This is a genomic window from Bifidobacterium platyrrhinorum (genome assembly GCF_010667645.1).
Classification (GTDB): Bacteria; Actinomycetota; Actinomycetes; order Actinomycetales; family Bifidobacteriaceae; genus Bifidobacterium; species Bifidobacterium platyrrhinorum.
In genome coordinates, this window is sequence record NZ_WHZV01000001.1 from 749,527 (window position 1) to 772,732 (window position 23,206).

General features: G+C 61.2%; 17 protein-coding genes. All 17 read right to left on the minus strand.

Annotation, left to right across the window (positions count from 1 at the left end; genetic code table 11):
• Positions 1-4: 4 nt before the first annotated feature.
• The 17 genes from pglZ to casA all read right to left on the minus strand — a co-directional run bounded on the left by pglZ (position 5) and on the right by casA (position 23,058).
• A complete protein-coding gene (pglZ, locus tag GFD21_RS03290) occupies positions 5-2,641 on the minus strand; it encodes a BREX-1 system phosphatase PglZ type A (protein WP_163196471.1) in 2,637 nt (878 codons plus the stop codon).
• Positions 2,638-4,173, minus strand: a complete 1,536-nt coding sequence (locus GFD21_RS03295) for an ATP-binding protein (protein WP_163196472.1) — start codon at positions 4,171-4,173, stop codon at positions 2,638-2,640. Before GFD21_RS03295 ends, pglZ begins: the two co-directional genes overlap by 4 nt.
• A 36-nt stretch (positions 4,174-4,209) precedes the next feature.
• Entirely contained in the window at positions 4,210-4,872 is a 663-nt protein-coding gene (locus GFD21_RS03300) for a hypothetical protein (RefSeq protein ID WP_163196473.1), read from the minus strand.
• Between the two features lie 82 nt (positions 4,873-4,954).
• Entirely contained in the window at positions 4,955-8,425 is a 3,471-nt protein-coding gene (gene pglX, locus GFD21_RS03305) for a BREX-1 system adenine-specific DNA-methyltransferase PglX (RefSeq protein WP_163196474.1), read from the minus strand.
• Positions 8,422-12,168, minus strand: a complete 3,747-nt coding sequence (gene brxC, locus GFD21_RS03310) for a BREX system P-loop protein BrxC (protein WP_163196475.1) — start codon at positions 12,166-12,168, stop codon at positions 8,422-8,424. Before brxC ends, pglX begins: the two co-directional genes overlap by 4 nt.
• Entirely contained in the window at positions 12,165-12,869 is a 705-nt protein-coding gene (locus GFD21_RS03315; protein WP_163196476.1) for a DUF1788 domain-containing protein, read from the minus strand. Before GFD21_RS03315 ends, brxC begins: the two co-directional genes overlap by 4 nt.
• A gap of 77 nt (positions 12,870-12,946) precedes the next feature.
• The gene (locus GFD21_RS03320) at positions 12,947-13,621 is read right to left on the minus strand and encodes a DUF1819 family protein (RefSeq protein WP_163196477.1); all 675 of its coding nucleotides are present in this window, start codon (positions 13,619-13,621) and stop codon (positions 12,947-12,949) included.
• A gap of 67 nt (positions 13,622-13,688) precedes the next feature.
• Complete coding sequence (locus GFD21_RS03325) at positions 13,689-14,540, minus strand: ABC transporter ATP-binding protein (RefSeq protein WP_163196478.1); 852 nt, start codon at positions 14,538-14,540, stop codon at positions 13,689-13,691.
• A gap of 159 nt (positions 14,541-14,699) precedes the next feature.
• Complete coding sequence (gene glgA / locus GFD21_RS03330; RefSeq protein WP_163196479.1) at positions 14,700-15,947, minus strand: glycogen synthase; 1,248 nt, start codon at positions 15,945-15,947, stop codon at positions 14,700-14,702.
• A gap of 169 nt (positions 15,948-16,116) precedes the next feature.
• The gene (locus GFD21_RS03335; protein ID WP_163196480.1) at positions 16,117-16,581 is read right to left on the minus strand and encodes a tripartite tricarboxylate transporter TctB family protein; all 465 of its coding nucleotides are present in this window, start codon (positions 16,579-16,581) and stop codon (positions 16,117-16,119) included.
• Positions 16,582-16,660: 79 nt separating this feature from the next.
• Positions 16,661-17,014, minus strand: coding sequence for a type I-E CRISPR-associated endoribonuclease Cas2e (gene cas2e / locus GFD21_RS03340; protein ID WP_163196481.1), 354 nt, complete (start codon positions 17,012-17,014; stop codon positions 16,661-16,663).
• A gap of 21 nt (positions 17,015-17,035) precedes the next feature.
• Positions 17,036-18,016 (minus strand): type I-E CRISPR-associated endonuclease Cas1e, encoded by a 981-nt coding sequence (cas1e, locus tag GFD21_RS03345; RefSeq protein ID WP_163196482.1) that lies wholly within the window; start codon positions 18,014-18,016, stop codon positions 17,036-17,038.
• Positions 18,013-18,690: a type I-E CRISPR-associated protein Cas6/Cse3/CasE gene (gene cas6e / locus GFD21_RS03350; RefSeq protein ID WP_404801545.1), complete on the minus strand. Its 678-nt coding sequence runs from the start codon at positions 18,688-18,690 to the stop codon at positions 18,013-18,015. Before cas6e ends, cas1e begins: the two co-directional genes overlap by 4 nt.
• Before the next feature lie 39 nt (positions 18,691-18,729).
• Positions 18,730-19,491, minus strand: a complete 762-nt coding sequence (cas5e, locus tag GFD21_RS03355) for a type I-E CRISPR-associated protein Cas5/CasD (RefSeq protein WP_163196484.1) — start codon at positions 19,489-19,491, stop codon at positions 18,730-18,732.
• 2 nt (positions 19,492-19,493) lie between these two features.
• Entirely contained in the window at positions 19,494-20,648 is a 1,155-nt protein-coding gene (cas7e, locus tag GFD21_RS03360) for a type I-E CRISPR-associated protein Cas7/Cse4/CasC (protein ID WP_225431557.1), read from the minus strand.
• A 77-nt stretch (positions 20,649-20,725) separates the two neighbouring features.
• Positions 20,726-21,361 (minus strand): type I-E CRISPR-associated protein Cse2/CasB, encoded by a 636-nt coding sequence (gene casB / locus GFD21_RS03365; protein WP_225431559.1) that lies wholly within the window; start codon positions 21,359-21,361, stop codon positions 20,726-20,728.
• A complete protein-coding gene (casA, locus tag GFD21_RS03370) occupies positions 21,358-23,058 on the minus strand; it encodes a type I-E CRISPR-associated protein Cse1/CasA (protein ID WP_225431561.1) in 1,701 nt (566 codons plus the stop codon). The genes casB and casA overlap by 4 nt, the downstream gene beginning before the upstream one ends.
• Positions 23,059-23,206: the final 148 nt, after the last annotated feature.

The following is a 23,206-nucleotide window of genomic DNA, read 5'->3' on the forward strand; positions in this document are numbered from 1 at the left end:
CGTTTCAGAAGTCGAATCCGTCGTCGAACGCGAGCCCGCGTTGGAGCCGGTATTCCGCCGTGGCATCGAGCCGGCGCATCTGGCTGGAGCCTTCGATTCGTTCACTGAGCCTCAGCTCGATGACGGTGTTGTTGAAGCGTGCGGCGTCCATGGTCAGCAGGAACGTGGCAGGCACATGCCGGTCGGCCAGATCCTTGGATGTGGAGGCGAAGGCGAGCGGTACCTCGTTGGAGATGAGCGTGGCGTGTCCGTCCGGTTCCACGCCCCATAGTCCGGCGAGTATGTTGCGTTCGGAAATCTTGCCGCCGACGGGCTCGGTCTGCAGGAAGTCGACGGTGATCTGCCCGGTGGTGATGCGGTCGGTGTTCTGCAGAATGCGGAATTCCACCCGGCGCGCGTCGCCCGAAGCGGAGCGTCCCTTGTTGATGTGGACGACCGGCACGACGATTTCAGGCAGCGTCGCGCCGCCGTGCACGTAGCGTACGCCGTAGCCTTGGAGACGCATCCGGTGCAGGCCGTTGGCGATTTGGATGGTCACGCGTTCGTCGTTCGGATCGGACAGGCCGACCTGCGTGGCCGTGAACGTGGTGAACGCGGGTTTGCGGGCGAGGTCGACGCCGATGACGAAGCGGCGTTTCCTCTGCCAGATCGCGTCGCCGGAGGGTTTGTCACTCAGCCATTCGGCGCTGGTCACGTCGTGGTCCTGGTAGAGGAATCCGTGGTCGGCGGTGACAATCATGTTGGTCACGTTCGCGTTGGCGAGTCGTTTGACGATGGAGTCCAGTTCGTTCAATGTGCGTTCGCATGCGTCGAACACGTTAGACTCGTTCGCCGCCTTGTCGCCGGTCGCGTCGATGACGTTGTGGTAGACGTAGAGCACGCTGCAGGATTTCACCAGGTCGCGGTATTCGTCGCGTTTCATATCGAGCAGGTCATCCGCGTCGACGGCTTTGCCGTCCACCGCGGAGAGAATCGCGGCTCGCGCCTCCATGCCCGCGGTGGCTCTTCCGTCCGCCAGCACACAGTAATGGTCGGTCGGGTTCAACGCGAGAATCGCGTTCGGCAATAGCGCGGCCATGCCGAGCTGCGTGTAGGAGGGCAGCACGCCCAGCTGCGCTTCGATGGTTGCGTTCCACCGGCTTTGCGCGACCAGACGCTCACGGAACTCCGCGGCGACCTCGTAACGCAGCGCGTCGGAGATGATGACGGCGATCTTCCTGCCGGCGTCAGTCACTTTCTTCACGTTGCGCGCGTAGAAGTCGGTTTGCGCGGGGAAAGCGTCGATCGTCCAGGCGTTCATCGCGTCGATCTGCTTCTGCCATGCGACGCTCAGATCGTTCTGATATCGGGCGTATTCGCGTTCCAGATCCTCCGCGATCGGTCGGCCGGGAAGCGGCCGGCCGCCTTCCTTCCATGCGGCGATGAAACGGCGGTAGCAGCCATCGACCCGATACAATTCATCGGCGTAGAGGCGGAATCCGTCCTCGGGAGATGCAATGGACTCGATAAGGGGACGTGCCGCACGCAGCTGGGCTCTCAACGCGCTGGCGGCGGCGATGATCGCGTAATCCTTGGCGAAGTCGTCATGCCATAGGCCGTAGCGTCGGGAGGCGATGACGCGCTGCACGTCGCCGTCCGCGATGCTCTCGTTGCCGAGTCCCTCATACAGCAACGCCACGAGGTGGTCGTCGACTTCGCGGAAGATGTCGTGTGACGCCAGTTCCTCGGCTCCCATGGCCGTGACTTCGGATTCGAGGTTGAGTTCGGAGAACGCGTCTTCGGCAAGGGTGCGCATGGTCGTCGCGAATCGCGGGTCGTTGCGCCACATGTCGAAGTCGCGTCGGATGTTCGCGTAGTAGTCGGCGCCGTGGTCGGCGTCGGTGAATCCGTTCCATGCCAGTCGGAACAGCCAGAGGACGAAGTCCTTGACCGTGGGCCGTTCCAGTTCGTGTGCGGCGTCGAACCGGTAGATGGTTCGGGTTCCGGCCCAATGGTAGTTGGCGAGTCCCGTCGCCGTGATGCGTTCGATGCCTGTTGCGTCGCCGTCCGCGTATTGTGCGAGCAGCGCGCGCCAGATCGATTGGAGGCTGCGCTCCCCCGCCGGCAGATTGAGAAGCGTGGCGACCATGTTCGCCTGGAAGTCGAGTTCGTCGTCATCCGCGTGCACGCGTCGGGACAACGCTTCAACGAGCGCGTCGTCGTCGAAGAACGGTTTGGTGCGCCGCATGATGGCGAGCCACGTGTCGCGCGTGGATGAGGAGGCCTCGTGCGGGAACAGTTCGTTGACGATCATCGACAGCCGGTCGGCGGTGAATATCGGGCCGTACGCCAGTTCGAGGTCCAGCAGCCAGTTGTCCTTGTCGGCGGGGAGCGCGCCCGTCATGTAGACGAGGAACTTCGTGGTGGGCTGTTCGATGAGCATGCGGTGCTTCAACGCGAACGGGTTGCGTTCCAGCCGCAGGACCTCCACGTCGCGCAACGCGTCGTCCGCCGCGTCGGGTCCTGCGATGCCGTCAAGTTGGTCCACGAACTCGCCGTGCTCGTCGTGCCAGAACACGATGCGTCCGGCACTGTATACCGTGCCGTCGTATTGCGCGAACCGCGCCGCCAGCATCCGGCCGATCTGCGTGCCACCGCTCATGCGAGTTCCTTCCCTTTATTATCTGTAACCGCATTGGCAAGAACGTACCGGGTGGATCGCGCGGCGCCGATGCGGCGCAGCAATCCGCGGTTCACCAAGCCGGTGAGAATCTTCTGAGCTTGGCGCTTGCCGACGTTCAGCAATGCAGCGATATCGTCGGACTGCGTCCCACTGTGTTCCCGAATATACGCATACGCTTCTTGTTCCTGCTCATTGAGTCCGAAGGTATCGCGAACCAATCGCGAACCAATCGCGAACTTATCGCGAACCGACTGTTCGTTATCCGGCACTGCATAAGCAGCATTGCGCACTCCAAAAGCATTATCCGGCACTCCGGCTGGAGTATCCGGCACTGTGCCGTCGGTTCTCCTGTAGATGTTGATGCGCAGGTCGGTGTCGCCGCCAAGGAATTCCGGTTCGCGCAGTCCCGCTTCACGGACCTCCTCGATGATGCGCGGGATGCCGCTGCCCCAGTGTTCGATGAGGCGCATGTAGGAGAATGCGGCGGCCAACGCCTCGTTGCGGATCTTCGAATAGCCTTCCTTCATGCGCGTGATGGTCTGGCCCATCGGTAGCCGTCCGGGCGAGGTGATTTCGAGACGGTCGTCGTAGATGGCGACTTGGATGCTCGAGTGGTCGATGTAGCTGCGGTGTACAACGGCGTTGACGATGAGTTCGCGGATCGCGTCCGGTGGTATCTCGTACACGTCCTGACGGTAGACGCCTTCGAAGCGCGCGCCCATGTGGATGTTGCGCAGCACGTACTGGTATGCCTGTTCGACGAGTTCCCATGGTGTGCCGGTGAATTCGCGGCGGTCCACGAACACGGCTTTGGTGGAGCCTTTGAATACGCCGCATTGGATGACGGAACGTACAGGCCCATTGGTACCGGTCAGGATCGCATACGCATTCGTGGGTTTCAGTTCGCCGTCACGCTCGACGAGCACACCCCATGACAGCAGTTGTTTGGACGTCACCGGTTTGACCTGATCGGCGTCGTGTTTCGCGTTGGCTTTGGCGACCGCCGTCATCCGCTCACACAGTTCGGCGATACCGTCGTCGGTCGATTCCAATCCGAGGCATGCGGTCTGGTCGAAGCTACGGTTGCTGCCTTCGAACAGCAGCTCCTTGATGGTCGCCGCGTCGGCCTGCCGTGTGGTGCCAGCGACGCGCACGAATGTGCCTTGGTCTCGGCCCATGGACCTGATAAAGTACGGCCGCTGCGCTCCGGGAAGGATTTCGGCGACGATGACGGTCTTGCCGTCGATGTCGCGCATGGAGATGTCCGGGATGATGAGCGGTTCGCAGCTGTCGGCGATGGCGTTGGAGATGGCGTCCATGATGGTGAACACCTGATCGTCCGGCACGCCGACCACATTCAACGTCTGGTCTTCGATACCGAACACGATACGCCCACCCTCGCCGTTGGCGAACGCCACCGCCGTCTTCACATACTTGATGCTCCGATCCGGCAACGCCACCTTATACTCGACGTTCTTGGATTCACCACCAAGAAAAGAGTCAACCGCCATTATGACACCTCGTCAATTCGCTAAACTAAAATTCGATTATCGAATCGTCCGCGGACGCACACCTGCATTGATTTTGTCGACATATTCTCCAAGCGTGTCTACGTTCTTCCCACGCCATCCATGGGCAGCAGCCCACTCCATCATCACGCCGCGAGGCAGCACGACTCCATCATCATGTAAACGCAACAGCCTCGTGACAACGATTTTCTTTTCAAATCCTGCCGCAATCGTGTTGTTGTGATTGATGACAAGAGTTATATTCTTCAACTCTTCTAAAATTTCCGGGTTCAGTTCCGAGTTATCTTCAACAGGGAATTTCCAACCAGCTTCATGCAATACTTCCGCACCTGTTTCCTTGATCCAGGTAGATAAGCTATTTTCCCATCGCACAACACATAACGCAGTCATTCCACTCGTAGCCATGATCGTCCCCAGCTCGCCCACTCGCGGATACATAGCCAGCACGGGACCATACGAAGCAAAATAACCAGAACCTCGAGCAACAACCACATCGACTTGGGGATGTTGCGACAACCGGATAAGGAACTTGTTATTACCCAGAATATTTTTCTGTGCCACCCATAATGTCAAGTGCTGCCCCGACTTTAAATACTTGTTACACCATTCGAGGGCAAGGCGCTCCCCCACGTCATCTTGGTCCACAACAGCACAGGGAAAATTATTTCGATTTTCAAACATGTCATCTCCTCCCTAAGGAACGTTTGTTCGACTATTTTATCGAACAAACGTTCGATTACATTAGAATCGGCTCTTAGCTGAATCAGCTCTCCAGAGAATGGGTGGGCCAGGTCCAGGATTGGACGGTTTTGCGTTTGGCTTCGATGGGTTTGATGATGCGGAGGGCATGGCCCATGCGTAGATAATTCACGAGGACACCGTCATCGAGGTCTATGGGGAGGTTTCTTGTGGCGAGCGGGTAGAGGATGTCGCGCTCGTAGTCGTTGCACTCCTTGACGGAGGCGCGCAGCTTCTCGCCCTTGCGGGTTTCGGCAACCTTGGAGGAGGCGAGCAGCGCCTCGGATTGGGCGGTGAGCTTGCTGGAGAACTCGCGCAGGTACTTCAACACGGTGTTCGTGGTGGCGGGCGTGTACCGGTGCAGGTAGACGAGCGCCTTGAACGCGCCCTTGTTGTCCGTCCGACTGGAGTACATCCAGTAGATCGGCCGGTTTTTGTACATCCTCACGTGGTCGTCGTAAAAGTCCGTGGCGAAGTATTTGCGCAGCGGTTTGCCGAGCACCTGTTCGATGTAGGCGATGTTCTCGCTCAGGTGCTTCTCGCCGCAGGCGACGGCGAGGAAGTCACGGAATCGGGCAGCGATGTCGTCCTCGAACCATTCGTCATCGGTCACGGGGATGACGTTGTCCGCATCCGGCTCGAACGAGGGGTTTGGTACCTGCGCGTGATAGTCGTCGAGCGTCTCGCCTTGGGATGCGAGAATGAGCCCCGGCTTGTCGAGACTGTAGCGGCCGAACAGGCAGCCGACCGCATAGGAGATGATCTCCTTGACGACTATAAGCGAAGAAAGTCGTCGCACCGGAATATCTCTGTCTTCATAAGTTAACGATACCGGGACACTCAACCCATATTCACGGTAATAAATATCATCGATACTCCTCATATTGCGAAGAGCTTTGTCATACTTCTCCTCTTGACTCATTAAATAACGAGCAACAGCACTGGACATAACTTCATCCTTAAAAAGGTTAATCCATTGCACACCTGTGTAATCTAAACTGATTTCAAGATCATTCCAGTCTTTTTTAGCGATTTCAACCTGATCTATCGACAGATTCCTCAAATTGGAATCAGATGGAATCATAATGGGGAGATTCTTAATATCTCTGACCTGAAGATTAATAGAAGGATTGAGAATATGGAAAAAGTACTCTGCCAGTTTACTATTCAGCAACGACAGTAATTCAAACAAATTCTTTTCAACAGTAATACTTGCGCCACCTTTATCAAACACACAGCCTTCAGGCAAATACCTAAAACCCGTCCCTCGGCTGGTGACAGCAGAATAAGTTATTCCTTCCTTATACCAATAGCGCTCCCCCAAAAGATTAGATGTAGGATTCTCTTCATAATAGCGCCGAGCTTGCGGAGTCCAGTTAACCACATTTACTATATTGCCAAAATACCTTCTAAAATCCCCACCTTTGGCATAAGGGACCCATTTCTTAGGAGCAATATCAGAACTATTAATTTCCCAATGAAAACGAACAAAGCAATCATTATTAGCAGTAATGTTTTGCGAACCAGTGAAATCACCATAATCTTCAATCGATTTACTGTGATTCCAAAGAGACAGAATCCTCTCATCTGCTACATATGCAGTAAGAGGTTTACCTGGAATGCAATCAAACAGGTATGGGTGTGTTATAACGCGTTTTTTACCCTCCAAGAACGCTTTCTTTTTTAAGAGGGAATCCTTATATCCATCAAGTTTGATAAAAACAGCAGAATCTAATGATTGTCGATTACAAACAACAAAAGCGCACGTCTGCACAACATCATTACCGATACTCTCAAACGCCTTAATTCCTAGCTGCATCAAACTAGTAATTGACATATTCCTTATAATTCGGGCACGCAATTCTTCAAAACTTTTTTCAAACATCCAGCTTTGCATCGTGATCATGCCGAGCAACGCGTTCGGCCGGATCAGTTGCAGGTTACGCAGGATGAACGCGGCGAACAGGTCTGACTTGCCATCCTTGTAGTGGTCGGTCACGTACTTCTTGAGGTCGGCGCCCATGTTGGAGGAACCCATGTAGGGAGGGTTGGCGACGACCGCGGCGTACTTGCGGGCGAGGTAGGCGGTTTGGGTGAGTACCTGATCGCCGCGTTGGATGAGATGTTCGTCGAACAGCATCGAAGTCTCCGCGTGGGTCACGTTGTCGGAGAGCGTGGCCAGTTCGATGTCCGGCTGGATGAGGGAGCCATACACGTCGGCATGCTGGTAGGTGTTCCACGTGTCGGCGTCGAAGGTCACGTCGTACAACTCGTTGAGCTCTTCGACCTCCGCTTCAGTGAAGTGCTCGGGGGTGATGCGCTGGATGTTGGGCTGGACCTGACGGCCCTTGCGGAAGAAGCGGCGGTAGCGGCCGCGCGCCTTCATCGTCAAGGCGAAAGCGGCGAGGTTCGCCGCACGTTCGTCGATCTCCATGCCATACAGGTTGTGCTTGAGGATCAATCCGGGAATCTCGTTGGCGGAGTATCCACCCTCGTCATAGATGTCGTAGAGCAGGTCGAACGCGTAGGTGAGCATGTGACCAGAGCCGCAGGCGGGGTCACAGACGGTGAGCTCCTCGGGGGAATCGATATGAAGCGTCTCCTCAGCCGCCTCCCCGTCCTGCGGTGCGATGTAGTACTCCCAGTTCCGCCACAGCTGCGATTCGGGGTGGGATTGGGTCCACAGGCGGCCGACCGTGTTCTGGACGAGGTACCGGACGATCCAATCGGGGGTGAACAGCTGGGTGGCGGCGGGGATTTCGGCGGCACCGGCTTTCTTCGACTTCTTGAAGCCGGCCATCACCTCGTCTTTGCGGTCGGCGATGTAGAACTGGTAGAGCCAGCCGATGATCTCCACGTTGCCCCGGTCCTCGTCGCCCACGCAGTCGGCGACGGTCATCGCGGTGACGGCCTTGCGCAGGATGGAGTCGGAGGCGAGCAGATCGGCGGGCATGAGAATGCCGTCTGCCGCACCCGCCTCGTCGAACATGAACGGCAGGAACCGGTGCCAGTAGTCGCAGTACGCGCGCAGCAGCAGGCCGTACGCATCGCCCTGCGGATCGTTGCTGGGCTTCGAACCGTCCAGCAACGCGACGATCGTGGGCACGACTTTCGTCTTCGCGCCCACGCCCGAACCGAACACGTCCTCGTCGAACTCGCCGCGTTTCGCCGCCGAGAGCACCTCCGGCAGCGCGTTCGGATTGTCCGCGTCGTCGCCGGACACCACGTGCGGCGACGTGAACCCGTTCGCGTCCATGTAGCGCAACGCGACAATCCGGTTGAACCAGCGGTAGGCGTGACGTTCCGCCGTCCTCGCACGGCCTTGCTCGCCGCCGCCGTTGCCCCGGATCTCCTCCTGAAGTCTCGCGAACGCGCCCGGATCGTCCACCCGCGCCGCCGAATCCGGTTCCATCGCCGCATCCAGCTTGGCCCGTACCGCCCTGATGAGCTCCACGCGAGCCTCAGCCGCGAACCCCTGCAACCTGTTCGTGTTCATAGCAGAATTCTCTTTCCTTCCTTGATGGAGGCGATGAGCTTGCGACGGTATGTGTCGAGGAACTCATCCACGTCGGCCTCGGTGCACAGCATCGACTTGGAACGCGGCGGCGTGACGCGGATGAAACGGTCGGACGGTTCGGAGTCCGGCCGACGCGAACCTTCATCGGCCGAAGAGGACGATGCGCCCGGTTCGGCCGACCCGGCCGAGACTTCGGATTCGGCCTGTGACGCCGACGCGTGCTTCGGCGCACCGGCGGACGGCGCGACCGCGACCGGTTCCGGCTTCTCCTTCGCCGCATCCAACCGGTTGAACAACTTCAGAGACAGGTCGTCGCGCACATGATCCGCGGTCTGACGGATGTCGGCGACGTACTTCGCATCCCGGATCTTCGCCGTCGCCTCATCCAGCGAGCGCATGGCCTCCCGACGCACACCCTCGCGGGCGGCACGGTAGGAGTCACTGCCGGTAAGGGTCTCGCGCACCCGAGCGACGACATCCGCGGCGCGCCCGCGCTCCTTATCCGCGAAACCGGCGAGATGCTCCTGCAATGCGGTCAACCGGGTCCGGAACACGTTGACCTTATTGTCCTGGAACAGCTTCGGATCGTCCGCGATGGCGCGTACCGCGTCACGCTCCTGCTGCAGTTCCGTGGGGGCGAGCGTGAAGTTGGGATCGTTGGACGCGATCCAATCCAGCCCATCGGACAGCACGTCACGCTGCTTGCCGTTGAGCACCTTGCGGATCGGGTCGACCACATCCTCCTTGTCGTCGAGCAGTCGTTCCGTGCCGTCGTCCTCGTCGTCCGAGGGGAAGGATTCCAGAATCCATTCCTCGGATTTGGCGGCCACGTCCCTGATGCGCTTAAGCGGCCCGTCCAACGAGGCGACGAACCCAAACCGGCCGTTGGCGGCCCGAAGGGTCTCGATCGCATGCGCTTCGGCGAGCAGCCCCTCCTTGATGGCCCGGGCCATATCCTCCGCGTCCGACGGCAGCCTGTCCCCGGCCATGCCGAGATAGTCGGCGGCGAACTCGCGCAACTCCCTCAGTTTGGCGGCGTCGTGGCGTTTCGGAATCTCCACGAGCACGCTTTCCGCCGTCTTCTGGTTGATCAGGCTCTTGACCACGTCGGTGCGGGGCACGCGCCTGCTGTCGATCATCAGACGGATACGATCGGAACCGACCAGATGACACAGGCAGGCGAGCGTGACCGTGAACGGCCAGCCATACGGTTCGTCCTCGTAATGGCGGGTGACGTCGCGCACGGTGGACGCGAGGTTGCGGCGAGCCTGACCGGCCACGTAATCGAACACATCCTGCGCCGGCGAATCCAGACGGTTCCGCACGGTGTCAGCGCCCGCGCCAATCGACAGCTGGGAGGCATCGACCGGCACGGACGCGTCGGCGAGCACGCCGGGCAGGTCCTTTTCGGCGTAGGCGAGGCCCTCCACCATGCCGAGATTGGTATAGAGGCGTCCGATCAGCGTCTGCATCGCCTCCGTGACGATGCCCGCCGCATCCTGACGGATCTTCGTTTCCAGCACGGCACCGTTATAGGCGATGGCAGCGGACCGCAACGCCTGGGCCACCGTCGCCTTCAGCTCCTGGTACATGGCCCCGAGATCGCCGCGCTTGTCGTCGATGATGCGTTTGCGCGCCCCCTGCTCGTTGGCGTGCAGACGCAGATACTTCTCCGTGCGTTCGACCATGGTCAGGTCGCGCATAAGCTTGGAAGCATCCTCGTCGAAAATCACATGCAGCTCACCGCGTTCGCCTGACGAGCGCAGAATCTTGACATCCTGCGGAAGATCGACCATTGGGGTGACGACGTGCAGCATGATCGGGTACGACTTGCCCTGCGCCACGCCGTCGACGATCAGACCGTAGCGGAATTTCGTCCTGTTCCGTCCCGACCCGTATTCCACGACCGGCTGGCCGATCGTCTCCTCGACGATTCTGCCCAACCGTTCGCGGATTCGCCGGTCCTCGATGTCGAGGTTCCTGATTTCGCTTTCGACCTCCTGCTCGTCGTTGGTCAGATATTCGTACAAGTCTCCGGTGCGATGCACGTAGTTCTGACGTTCCAGTAAGTCCAGCGTGTCCTGGATGCGCCGCTCCAGCTCGGGCAGATCCTCGCCGAAACGGCCAAGGATGAGAATGCGCAGGTTGCGCACGGTGGCCTTGAACCCCTTGACGTGCTTGACCAGCAGCAGCGCCTTGAGCAACGGCAACGCCAGTTCGCGGGTCTCGGAACCGAGCTCGCGTTCCACCTCGTTGATGCGATGGTTCACCGAGCTCTGGATGGTGCCGGCGATGCCGTCATACAAGGCGCTGAACGGCATGAGGGCACCGACCATATCGTTCTTGCGTTCCACGAGCGCGCTGCTGACGGTGGACAGCAGCGAACGTTCGCCCACCGAACGATGCTGCCCCTCGAAGAACCCGGCGGCGCTCATGCCGCGCATTGCATCCTGGAACAGCGTGAACTGGTAGTTGACGAACGGGTAGGTGGCGGTGAAATCCTCCTCGGTGCCGAACCGACGGTTGTTGAACTGTCGCGCACCATCACCTTGGAAGGTGAACAGGGCGTCGAGCTCGTCACGGTGTTCCCTCCACAGTTCCCCTACGGCCGTTTCGCCCCGCTCGTTCTTGGTGAGCAGACGCTTCTGGATGACCTCGATGGCATCCGCACTGGAGAGTTTCAGGTTGACGGCGAAGCGTCCTTTGATCTTCGTGAAATCCAATCCCTGGCTGACCGTACGGTCGCCGATCACGGAGTCGATGTCCTCCTGGGAGGTGACGATCACCCACGCGCGGCCCTTCGTGCGGGAAAACAGCTCCTCCGTCACGGTCTGCAGGTTGAGCATGCGGTCGGTATCGGTGCCGACGAACTGACCGACCTCGTCCACAAGGAAGACCAGACGATGATCGTCCGGCTGATGCCGCAGCCAGTCATCCACGTCGTCGGCGAAATCGGCGATGGTCGGATTGTATTGTCGCTGGTAGTCCTTGAGAATGCCGTTGACCTCGTCTCCCGTGACGGCGGCGAACGCCTTGTCGATCTTCGCGCCGGAGAACGCAGCCTGCACGCGGCCCTTCGACCATGGTTTGCCGGCGATGGTCTCGAACTGGCGCGCGAACTCGTCCAGACGACCGTTCGCTTCGAGATCATGCTCCATCTTCGCCACGTACTTGTTGGCGCCGTAGTAGCCGCGAGCCTCATCGAACACGCGGATGAATGCGTCCAGCAGCGCCGTCCTGCTGCCCCGCTGCGCCTTGCTGTCGATGTTGAACAGCAATGACGTGGCGGGGATGCACGCATTCGCATCCAGCAGTCCTTCGAGCTCATGGTTCCCGGCGTCCCCGGCCTTGGATTTCATGATGTCGATGACCTGCGCCCGGCTCAATGGCTCTCCGCCGTCCGGGAGCGGGGCCGAGGCCGCAGCCGCGGGGACGTCGCCAAGGATGTGGGAGAGCATCTTCAACAGGTGCGACTTACCCGAGCCGAAGTAGCCCGAGATCCATACGCCGTTCGTGTAATCGGCGAACGGATCGTTGTATGCGTCGAGGAACCGTTCGAGATTGGTCTGAATCTCATTGGTCAGCACGTATTCGCGCACCTCGTCGACGAGGTTGCTGTCGTCGCCAGCCTTGATGACACCATCGATCTTGTCGTCGATGTTCTTGACGAAGACGTCCCTCAACTGCAATGCGTCGCCGGTGTCCTTGCCCATGTCGCTCATGCGTCGGCTCCTTCCTGAATCGCGGTGTTGAGACTGAACGCCCGGTAGTAGTTGTCCGCTTCGAGACGATCGAACAGGCGCATCACCGACACGGTCGACGCCGTCTTCTCATAGGTCCCCGGGAAGAACAACACCACGGGCGTATGCTCCGGCATGATCTTCTGAAGACTGGCGAGCAGCGCATGCGCGCGGATGTACGGGTACACCCGTCCCACGCCGATCACGAACACGAGATCCGCCTCGTCATGCTCGTTCGCCCGCCGATACCGATCCTTCAACGCGTCCTTCAGACCGTCGCCATCGGGGTCGAGCATGTTGGCAAGCGCTTGATAGAACTCGTCACCGTCGACCCCCTCCTCCTCATCACCATGCATGTCTGGTTCCTGTTCGACGGCGGCGTCGAACACGTCGTCGTCCTTCATAACCTGCATAGCCAGCTCGTACAGGTCGATGACCAGCACGGCCGGAGCGGTGTCATCGGCGTCCACAGGGTCCATGCCCTGCAACCGGCTTACGAGTAGCGGGATGCGGCGTGCGACCTCCAGCTCCTTCTCCGGATGGTAGGCGTAGATGTAGTCCGCCGGCTCGCCACCGGTGTCCTCGCCGTTGCGGAACCGTTTGGACCGCATGTACCTGAACAGGGCGTCGAAGTCCCGCTCGATGCTCTGCGGCCGTCGCCGTGCGGCATCGCCGAATGCCATTACCGTCCGTCTCCTCTCGCCGGATGATCTCATGCCCGGAATCGATGGTTCGTGTCCGATGCCCGCTCGATGTTCGTTCAGTGTTCCCTGATCGGGAAATACGCGAACGATTCCGGCCTGCACTCAAGAATAGCGGTCAGGGGCGCGCCAAGCAGGGAAGGCAGCAGCGTGCCGTCGGTTTTCTCCACCAATCCGGCCTCACCCATCGCCTTGAACACGTTCGAACGGAGCTTGCCCGCAGTGGCGGGGCTGAGCTCCTCCAGTTCCGGATGCCACATGGACTTGGCGAGGATGAACCGGTCGTGGTCGCCGCGGGTAACAGTCGGCATGCCCATGAGATACCGGTCGCGCAGCACCTCGTCGGCGAACTCGCCCACGATGGCGTAGTAGCGGCACATCGCCAACCACATCAGCGCACGGCAATCATCCATCGGTGTCCCGGCGGCGGCCAGATACCGCAGTTCCCTTTCGGTGAGCGCGCTCAGACGCTTGAGCACCTCACGCACCATGCGGACGTTCGCCGCATGCGTGCGGATGGCGAGGACGTCCCCGTCGATGGCTCGCTGGCGGATACACGCGATGCGCTCCCCCAACTCGGCCCCCGGCGCATGGAGATCACCGGAGGAACCGCCGTCGGCCATGAATAGCGAAGCGAGGATACGCCCCTGTGGGGCAAGCAGTCCGCCGACCGTGAACGAGAGGCGGTACCGTTGCCCCTCCCGCATGATCTCGCTACCATACGCTCCCGGCATCAGCCCTCCGTTCTCATTTGACAAGAATATTTGAGACTACACCTCATACGGGATACGCCGGCATGCGTCACACCGCGTAGGCGGCCCAGCGGTTGTGGGAGTGTTCGACTTCGATGGGCATGCCGAACAGGTCGGAGAGGCGTTCGTCGGTCAGTCCCTGCTCGAGCGGGCCGGTGTAGACGATGGTGCCGGCGCCGGGGTTGCCCATCGAGTCGACGCCGTCCTCGGTCGCGTCCTCGGCGGGGATCGGCTTCCTGCCCATGATGGCGATGTGGTCGAATCCGGCGGGAATCTCCTCCAGACGGTGCGTGACGAGCACGACCGCGCGGTCGGAGTTCTCCTCGCCGATGCGGCTCAGCGTGCGCATCACTTGTTCACGGCCGCCCAGGTCGAGACCGGTGGTCGGCTCGTCCATGATGAGCAGCTCCGGGTCTCCCATGAGCGCCCTCGCGATGAGCACGCGCGTGCGTTCGCCCTCCGAAAGCCTCCACATCTCCTTGCCTTCGAGGTAGCTCACCCGGAAGTCGCGCAGCAGGCCGCGGGCGCGCGCATATTCGGCTTCGGTGTACGTGTCGCGCCAACGGCCGGTCACGGCGCTCAGTCCGGTGACGACCGCATCGAGCGGATCCTCGAATTCGGGAAACTGGCGGCCCAGGTCGGCGGAGGCGAGGCCGATGCGCGTGCGCAGCTTGAACACGTCGTATTTACCGAGCTGATGGCCGAGGATGAACACGCGTCCTTCGGACGGGAACGTGCGCGTGGCGAGCATGCCGACGGCCGTGGATTTGCCAATGCCGTTCGGCCCGAACAGGACCCACCGCTCCCCCGCGCGGATCGTCAGGTTCACGTCGGTGATGATGACGCGGCGGTTGCGGCGGAATTCGACGTTTTCGAGTTGGAGTACGACATTGTCGGTCATGCGGATCTCCTCGGTGAATGAAAAATCGGCTCCCTCGAACGGGGAGCCGTCAAGTATGGAAAGCCAAGGGAGAGATGCGGCTCCCGTTGAGCGCCGCATCTCTCCCTCCGTCACGCTTCGCGTGCCGCCTCCCCCATCGGAGGGAGGCCATTGATGGTTTTACTTCTGTTCGGCGAGGACGTCCTCGTAGACCTTGACGGTGGCGTCGGCGATGGACTCCCAGCTGAACACGTCGCGGGCACGCTCGTAGCCGGCCTGTCCCATCTTCTTCGCGAGCTCCGGGTCGGCCATGACCTTGTTGATCGCGTCGGCCATGTCGTGCACGAACTTGTCCGGGTTGGTGGGGGTGCCGGTGCCGTCGCGCAGCTGGTCGATCGGCACGAGGTAGCCGGTCTCGCCGTCGACGACGACCTCGGGGATGCCGCCGGTGGCGGAGGCGACGACCGGAAGGCCGCACGCCATGGCCTCGAGGTTGACGATGCCGAGCGGCTCATAGATGGACGGGCAGATGAACGCGTCGCAACCGTGCTCCAGCGCGGAGAGCTCGTTCTTCGGGAGCATCTCCTCGATCCAGATGATGTTGCCGCGCTTCTCGTCGAGCTCGGCGAAGGAGTTCTTGACCTCCTCCATGATCTCCGGGGTGTCGGGAGCGCCGGCGCACAGCACGACCTGGACGCCCGGATCGACGAAGTGCAGAGCCTTGAGCAGGTACGGCAGACCCTTCTGGCGGGTGATGCGGCCGACGAACAGCAGGGTCGGCTTCGAGCGGTCGATGTGGTAGCGGTCGAACACCTTCCAGCCCGGATCGTCGTCCGCCGGGGTGGCGAACTCGGACATGGTGATGCCGTTGTACACGACGACGACCTTGTCCGGTTCGAGGTTCGGGTAGGCGGTGAGGATGTCCTCGCGCATGCCGCCGGACACGGCGATGACGCGATCGGCGTGCTCATAGGCCTCCTTCTCGGCCCAGGAGCTCAGGTTGTAGCCGCCGCCAAGCTGCTCGCGCTTCCACGGGCGGAACGGTTCGAGCGAATGCGCGGTGATGACCAGAGGCGTGCCGTGCAGCATCTTGGCCGTATAGCCGGCGAGGCAGGCGTACCAGGTGTGCGCGTGGACGATGTCGGCGTCCACGTCGTTGGCGATCTGCAGGTCGACGCCGAAGGTCTTCAGCGCGGGATTCGCGTCCTTCAGTTCGGCAGGAGTATCGTAGCCGACGACTTTGAGGGAGCCCTTCGCCTCGGCGGCGTTCGGGATGGCGGGGATGTCCGCTTCGTCGCGGGGACCATCGAACGCACGCACGGTCACGTCGACGCGCTCGGCGAGCACCTTGGACAGCTCCTCGGCGTGCACGCCGGCGCCGCCGTAGACGTGCGGCGGGTATTCTCGGGTCAGAATGTCAACCTTCATTGGTCTGCTACCTCTCTTTCCATCCGGAAAACTCAAGCACAACCAACTTTACGGCACGACATACGGAAAACGCACGACTTTCGTCGTGCGTTTCGTTCCGTTTCCCGTATCGTCACCGGCCATACCGGCAGGCCGCACCGGGTCTGTCGTGGCGACATGCGGACGTACGTCAGACGGCGGTGCCGTTCTCGTCGAGGTTCGGGTTGTGCTTCGAATCGCCAGCGGTGAAGAACAGGCTCACCACGCCGACGATGAACACGGCGGACACGGTGATGATCAGCCACATGGGGTGGCTCGGCAGCCACATGACCACGAAGAAGGCGATGATGGACAGCGCGATCAGCGTCCAGCTGCCCACACGGAACCACTGGCGCACGGAATGCGGCGCCTTGAACGCACGCGGGTTGCGGTAGTTCGGGTTGGCGGTCAGCGTGGTGTCCGTTTCGGCGATGGCGCCGCCGGACGGCTTCCACGGCCCCAGATCACCGCCCTCCTGCAGCCTGCGGGAACGCTCCTGCAGCTGGTATTCGTCGATCATGCCCGAACGGCCACGGCCGCGCGTGGAATCGTACTGCGACGGGATTCCCCTGCGGTCGGCCTTGGCTCTGGCACGACGTTCCGCTCGATTCGGCATTGTTGTTGCTCCTTAGGTAGCATTCCATTGAATGACGCTGCATGATACTTTACGTCAATCCCGCCCGGAACCGTGACTCTCAACCGAATTTCCGCGCCGCGCGCCATTTGCTGGCATTGCTCCAGCCTTTCCTGCGTGCGCCGGTCCCGGATTGGGCGCTGTCTTTGGGACGTTTGATGAGTTCCAACCCATCGCAGTCCTCGGGTATCCAGTCGGCACGATGCACACGGAAGGCGAAGTGCTGCTCGTTGCGTGCGGAATACACCATGATCGCACGACCGTCGCGAATCATGTCGACGATCCGCTCCCACAGGCGATCGCGCACCTTCGCGCTCACATGGCCGACGAACACACCCGCCGATATCTCCAGCAGCCAGCGGGTCAGGTCCCCGCGCAGCCCCACAGGGCAAGCGGTCAGCACGATCACCACCATCGAATCACCCTCCTCGCGGCATCACCACTCGTCATCGTCCGTGAACTCGTCGGTCCCGTAGGAGACGCCGGCGGCCACTTCACCGTCCTTGCCGTCCCACAATCCCACATGGTCGGATTCATCGCCGCCGCCGGCTCCCAGCTCCTCGTCATCGGGGCAAAGCAGGCCACGGATGTCACGTGCCATGCGTTTCATGATCGACAGGTCGTAAACGGAATCCCGCATGCGTCGACGGGTGGCGGAGCCGATGTCATCGGGCTGCATCGCGGCCGTTTCGAACGCGACCGGGATGGACAGTTCCGCCTTATACAGGTCGGCGATGTCGTAGACGAACGACCGTTCATGGCCGACGTGCACGAAACCGAGTCCCGGCGAACAGCCAAGCGCCACGATCGCGGCGTGAGCCAATGCGTATAGGCACGTGTGGGCGGCGGACAACGCCTTGTTGATTTCGGTACCCGAATCGAAGTCATCGTGGTCGTAGGTCCGTTTGTCCCATTCCACGCCGGTGCGCGCCGAGCATTCACGGTACACGCGACGCACGCGCGCCCCCTCACGTCCGCGTAACTGCTGCATGGTCAATCCGCTGACATCCTCGTCGGGAAACCGCATCTGGTACATCCTACGCGCCACCGCGAGTCTCGATCTCGTGTTCGACACCATTCGCGCCTGTCGTTGCAGAAGCGCGGATGAATGGGTCAGGGGTTTGCCGAACGCGTACATGCGCACGCCGCGTTCCCCCACCCAGATCACGGTGGCGCCGTTTTCCCCGATCACCGTCATCGCCGGATGCGTGACCGAAGCGCCCGGCCCGAGCATCAGCACGCTCAACGCGGCGGCGGGAACGTGCATGGTCCCTGTCTCGTCGGTGACGGTGATGGCGTTGTCCGCACGGTTGATCACGCAGCGTTCGAAGTAGGCGAACGACAACCGGTCCTCGACCCGCACAAGCTCCGCAAGTTCGGGAGGAGACGAGCCGGGGACCGCGCGTTTGGCGCTCATGTCCGCGGCTCCCTGATGGGGGCGACGGTCAGCAGGCCGCACCCGAATCCCTTCGCCCGGCCGAGACCGTGACAGAGCGTGCGGCGGAACAGATCGGCGTCGGTCACCGTCAACCTGCCGTCGTATACCGCGGTGGTCAGGGTCACCGTCCGGCCTTCGCGCGTGAACCGTTCCCGATGCCGCTGACTGACGATCACCGAGGGGTCCCCGTTGTCGTCGGACAGAAGCTCGAAACCATGCGCCTCCGCACGGGAAACTAGCCAGTCACACTGCTGGCTGACGGTGACGTGCCCTTGCAGTTTGCCGACGATGCCTTCACCGTTCGGCTTGGGGTTGCGCCCCTTGTCGACTCGGGCCCGGCGCACCGGATTGGCCCTCAGACGGAACTGCCAGTGCTGTCCGACCGCGATGCGCGACAGCAGCGGCGCGTAGTTCTTGCTTTCCCATTGCACGTGCATCGGCCATCCAGCCTGTTCGATGATATGCGTGAGGTCGGGGGCCTCCGGGCTGACCACGTACAGCCAGACGCCTTGATCGTTCGCCAACGTGTCCAACCGCCATAGGATACGACCCTCTTCCCCGTCGCGGACGGCTCCGGGCGGGAACGCGGCCTCCACCGCGGCATGGGTACGATACGGCGATGCGATCAGCTGTCTCGCGCCTTCTCTGGCCATGTTCAATGGCACACGTGAAATGAACATGATGATTGGCTCCTATGCGAAGTTCATGGGGTCGTCGTCGCCGGTGGCGTCGAAGGTCGGCGGTGCGGAGGTCCCACCCCGGGCCGTCGACCTATGCGCCCCTCCCCCGGTTCCGGGATTGTCGATCCGGTAGCGATGGACCGCCCGTCCCGCGTACCGTCGATCCGTCTGGCTGAACGTCACCGGCAAATCCGCCTGCGTCGCGGACGGTTCGTTCTGGGACGCGTCGCACACGATCTCCAACGTCTGGTCCGGGTACCGGCGTCGGTACCATGCCGAGGCACGCCACGGCTCCCGTTCCAACGCCTGACGGACATCGTCATACTCATCGTGGATGCCCAAGGTGACGGGGAACACGGGCGGGCAGGACCGCCTGCCCAGGTACAGCGGCCATCGGGGCGACCGCAGCGCCTGGTCGAGCGCTTCGAGTACGGACCGCTCCGCCCCCAATGCGACCAGGAACCGCGCATCGGCCAGATAGTACCGGTAGGTCAGCGGCATGGTCTTCTCGTATTCGCGGGAATTGCGTTTCCGGGTCAGGGATTTCTCCGTCTGGAAATCCGTTACGATTCGCCCGCGTTGCTCGACGCGTACAGCGAACGACAGGTTCAGCAGATCCTCGATCGGGTCTTCGCGGACACGTCCCTGTGCGCAGGCAAGCAGTCCGATCACCCCGCTTTTCGTCGGCTCGGTGCGGGTCTCCCTGCGCACGAACCGCGACGAATCACCCCAGGACTGCAATGGCCCCGCGAGCTGCAACAGCAATACGCTCATGGTCACTCCCGGCCGGACAGCGCCTGCGTCAGGGCTTCCTTCAGTTCTGATCGCAGTGCGGGGAACGTCACGTGCGCACTCACCTCGTCCAGTTCGTCGACCGGTTCGTCCGTGGTGACGTTCCACGCCTGCACCGGCTGCTCGCCGTAGGCGTCCTGCACGAGCTTGAGTTTGCGCCCGAGTCGTACGGCGGCCTGACGGGAGACCGACGATCCGGCCTCGCCTCGAACGGGGTCCTCGAATGCGTCCACGACGTTGATCGGCTGGGCGTCCCGCAGCATCACCACGCAGGTTCCCGGCAATGTGCGGTTGGCGAAGGCGTTCTGCTTGCCGGTCGGCATGGAGCGGATGAACGCCTCGACGAACGCCGCGGCGCCTTCGACGGCGGCCGTCACGTCCCGCAGCTGCTCGTACAGCGAGTCGACGTCCAACGTCGCGTACCGGTACAGCGTGGACGAGTTGAACCCGACGGTGTCGATCATGGCGGCGCCGGCGTTGTCGTCCGAGGCGCAATCGTCGACGGCAGTGAAGTAATCGTATTCGGGGGTGATCGTGTCCACGGAGATCGCGTGGGCGACCTGCGCCGAGGCGTCGGTGTTGAGGTCGGGGGCGTCGGCGAGCATACGGCCGAACAGGGCGATGTCGACGGCCTGGGTGCCATGGAACACCGCTCCGACCTCCTTCTTCATCGCGGCGGACGGTTTGCCGGTCACATCGATTCCGGAATCCTGCCATCCGATCGCCACGTCGGCCAGCTGCTCGATCTCACGGTGCGCGATGAAAATCAGGTATCCCGTGGCCAACGTGCCTTTGTCCTTGCCTGCACGGTCCGATTCCCTGACGTCGACGCCGGTCGCGGACAATGCGCATTTCGCCAACATCTCTGCGTCATCGGCGAGATCGGGCCTCTTGGCGATGATCGCGTCGCGGATCAGCGAGACCGCGCCCTTGGTGCGCACGCCGAGGCGGCTGGAATCCAGCAGATCGGGAAACATCTCGCGCATGGCGCGCTTCCAGGCCTGAGAGGATACACGCGAACGCAGCGTGCCGCCGTAATGCGCGGTCTTCGGGCTGCCGGTGTCGTCACGGTTGATGTTGCTCGGTGGCACGTTCTGCAGGTCATACAGGTCGATGAACATGGTGGTCCTTTCCTTCATGGGTTTCAATGATCGTTGTTGCATGGGCTTCGGGTGGCGTATGGCCGTCCCGCCGGCATAGGTCCGACGGTATGGGTTTAGGAACGCCGCGACCGCGTGCCCGCATCGGAGGAATAATCCATGCTCCAGCGCATGAACACCTCGCCGCGGGCTTCCGGGAACTGAATCTGATAGAGATCCTGCGCGAGAGAGCGATAATCAAGCGTGATCGCCCCATCGCCGGCGGTCCGCATCAGCATGATCAGCGACCGCACGTTGCGCACCACACCATTGAAGTCCGGAGCGGCTTCAACGGCCTGCAGACGACGTTTCACGCCGTTTGCATGTTCCGTATCAGGGTTGATGAGCCTGCATGCACGACCGAAGGTCATGCGATTTTTGCCCGCATCCTCCGCCCCCTGCGCGACGCCGCTCCTTCTGGATTGCTGATGGAGTGCGTACAATTCCAACGCGGTTTTCGCAGCACGAAGCGCAGCCGGATCCTCTTCGGCGGAGGGCAGGGTCTGCGGCCAGTCCTCGAACAGATCCGCACCGATCGACATCCACACGGGGGCGCCGCCGTCGAGGTCCCGTCGCAACCGGGCGAGCGCCGCCCGGGACGACGGCGTGCCTCCGTCCCGCCTGGTGTATTCGTTCTGCAGCTTGAAGATCCTGCCGTTGACGAAGTATCCCAGATCCTTCGCCACGTCACGGGAGAAGAACCGCCTCATCATCGTGCTCCTTTCCTGTCAATCTCGATATCGGTGGAGAATCCGCCCAATGTCTTGTTCAGGCCGCCTAGGAACAATCGCCGTGCCCGGGCGGCGGTCATCATGCCCAACCTGCCCGTATCATGTTCGGCGAACGCCGACACGTTGCCGTCCGATAGGTATTCGTCTCCAATGGCAAGCAGCACCCGATGCACATCGTCGAGCCATTCGTCACGATAGGACTCATAATCCTTGTCCGGGGTGAATCCGGCCAATCGGTCGCGGAATAATCCGTCCAGACGTGAGTAGGCGTTCTCTCGGACACGTTCCGAAGCCGCCTGCGAACGTCCGCCGGTCATACGGCTCCCTGCGGAGACCTGCAGATTATGCACGTAGTTCGTCAGCGTGACATCCACGGCCTCACGCGTTTTGTCGATGACGTGCACGGCCGCATTGATCGCCTCGTAATCCTTGCGGGCGAAGGCCAACGGCAACTGCAACACGTCGTCGATTCCGGTCTCGTACACGCTGCTTTGGGTGCCGTAGGTCATGCCTTGCGCATGGACGGAGAACGTCGACAACAGGTGATCCTCGCTCAGACACCCCTCACGTTGCAGCTCCTCGACCCATCGGATGACGCCGGGGCGCAGATCCGACTCGCCCACCGCGACCATAGGAGCCAGACCACGCCAAAGCGCCTTGCCCGCATCATGGGTGACCGGCATGAGCGGCGGGGAAGACAGGCCGAGTTTCTTCTGCTGCGGCACACTGAGTCGCCAGGCCGTCATCTTCTCGCATTCGTCGGTGTTGTATGACGCGATGACGTCACCGTAGCAGTTCACGATGCCGACGATGCGGCTGCCATCCTCATTCGGCACCAACCGCAGCCGCCGGGACTGGAACGTCAACGCATCCACCGGACCGGTGAAGGATGTGCGCACCGTGATATCCGGGCCTGACGACTCCTCGAACTCCCATGGAGGCACGTCATCCTCATTGCCGAACATCCTCACCGAATTGTTCCCGGCGTCATACAGGCACCAGTTCAGCATCAACGTGCGGAACAGGTTGTCGCCCTCAACCATTACCGGCCCCAGGACGCCCAGCCATCCGGTGCCCGCCATGCCTTTGGGCGCGTACACCTTCCCCTTATTGACATGCGTGTTGCCTGCCACCGGCGTCTTGATGCCGGCGGTGTCGTACGACTGCAGGAACACGAGCCAGCGGGCCGCTTGGGCAAGATCGACGGACTCCAATGATTCGGCCGACCGCATGGAGAACAGGAACTTGTCCGGCTTCGGCACGTCCGCAATCATCTCGCTGATGGGGTCATACGCTTTCTTGCCGCTGTACGTCAGACCGGGAACCTGATAGAACGGGCATTTCGGATCGAGCAGATAAAACCGGTCATGGAATTCATCGAAGTATCTCTCAAGGACGTCCGCATCGAACGATGCACGATCCCACATTCTGCGCCACTCATCCCGCATCCGCCCACGACCGGCTTCCGGATCGCAGTACGCACAATACAGAATCGCCAGCAACAGGCGTTCCAACGGTATGGTCTGCTGCGGAAGGTCGCCGGAAATCGAGCGGATGCTCGCGGCTTTGCCCAAGACGTCACGTATGGAGAATTCCTTGACGTCGCCGTCCACGAGCACACATGGCATCCAAGGTTCATCGAGAAGATTGAATCCTCGCATATGGGAATCGTCCGTCATGTCCTTTCGCCGATCCTTCCCGTCGTCTTCGGTGACGACTCCGGTTGACTTGACGTGATTCAGGATAACTTGTCTTCGTAAAAAAGTCAACGTGAGTGGTCAAGATTTTGTATAACCCCTTTCCCCATCACAATGAGGAACACCACAT

Bases quoted from the DNA above. Each gene is read 5' to 3' on its own strand.
- pglZ (WP_163196471.1), bottom strand. From the start codon at position 2,641: ATGAGCGGTGGCACGCAGATCGGCCGGATGCTGGCGGCGCGGTTCGCG.
- GFD21_RS03295 (WP_163196472.1), bottom strand. From the start codon at position 4,173: ATGGCGGTTGACTCTTTTCTTGGTGGTGAATCCAAGAACGTCGAGTAT.
- GFD21_RS03300 (WP_163196473.1), bottom strand. From the start codon at position 4,872: ATGTTTGAAAATCGAAATAATTTTCCCTGTGCTGTTGTGGACCAAGAT.
- pglX (WP_163196474.1), bottom strand. From the start codon at position 8,425: ATGAACACGAACAGGTTGCAGGGGTTCGCGGCTGAGGCTCGCGTGGAG.
- brxC (WP_163196475.1), bottom strand. From the start codon at position 12,168: ATGAGCGACATGGGCAAGGACACCGGCGACGCATTGCAGTTGAGGGAC.
- GFD21_RS03315 (WP_163196476.1), bottom strand. From the start codon at position 12,869: ATGGCATTCGGCGATGCCGCACGGCGACGGCCGCAGAGCATCGAGCGG.
- GFD21_RS03320 (WP_163196477.1), bottom strand. From the start codon at position 13,621: ATGCCGGGAGCGTATGGTAGCGAGATCATGCGGGAGGGGCAACGGTAC.
- GFD21_RS03325 (WP_163196478.1), bottom strand. From the start codon at position 14,540: ATGACCGACAATGTCGTACTCCAACTCGAAAACGTCGAATTCCGCCGC.
- glgA (WP_163196479.1), bottom strand. From the start codon at position 15,947: ATGAAGGTTGACATTCTGACCCGAGAATACCCGCCGCACGTCTACGGC.
- GFD21_RS03335 (WP_163196480.1), bottom strand. From the start codon at position 16,581: ATGCCGAATCGAGCGGAACGTCGTGCCAGAGCCAAGGCCGACCGCAGG.
- cas2e (WP_163196481.1), bottom strand. From the start codon at position 17,014: ATGGTGGTGATCGTGCTGACCGCTTGCCCTGTGGGGCTGCGCGGGGAC.
- cas1e (WP_163196482.1), bottom strand. From the start codon at position 18,016: ATGAGCGCCAAACGCGCGGTCCCCGGCTCGTCTCCTCCCGAACTTGCG.
- cas6e (WP_404801545.1), bottom strand. From the start codon at position 18,690: ATGGCCAGAGAAGGCGCGAGACAGCTGATCGCATCGCCGTATCGTACC.
- cas5e (WP_163196484.1), bottom strand. From the start codon at position 19,491: ATGAGCGTATTGCTGTTGCAGCTCGCGGGGCCATTGCAGTCCTGGGGT.
- cas7e (WP_225431557.1), bottom strand. From the start codon at position 20,648: ATGAAGGAAAGGACCACCATGTTCATCGACCTGTATGACCTGCAGAAC.
- casB (WP_225431559.1), bottom strand. From the start codon at position 21,361: ATGATGAGGCGGTTCTTCTCCCGTGACGTGGCGAAGGATCTGGGATAC.
- casA (WP_225431561.1), bottom strand. From the start codon at position 23,058: ATGACGGACGATTCCCATATGCGAGGATTCAATCTTCTCGATGAACCT.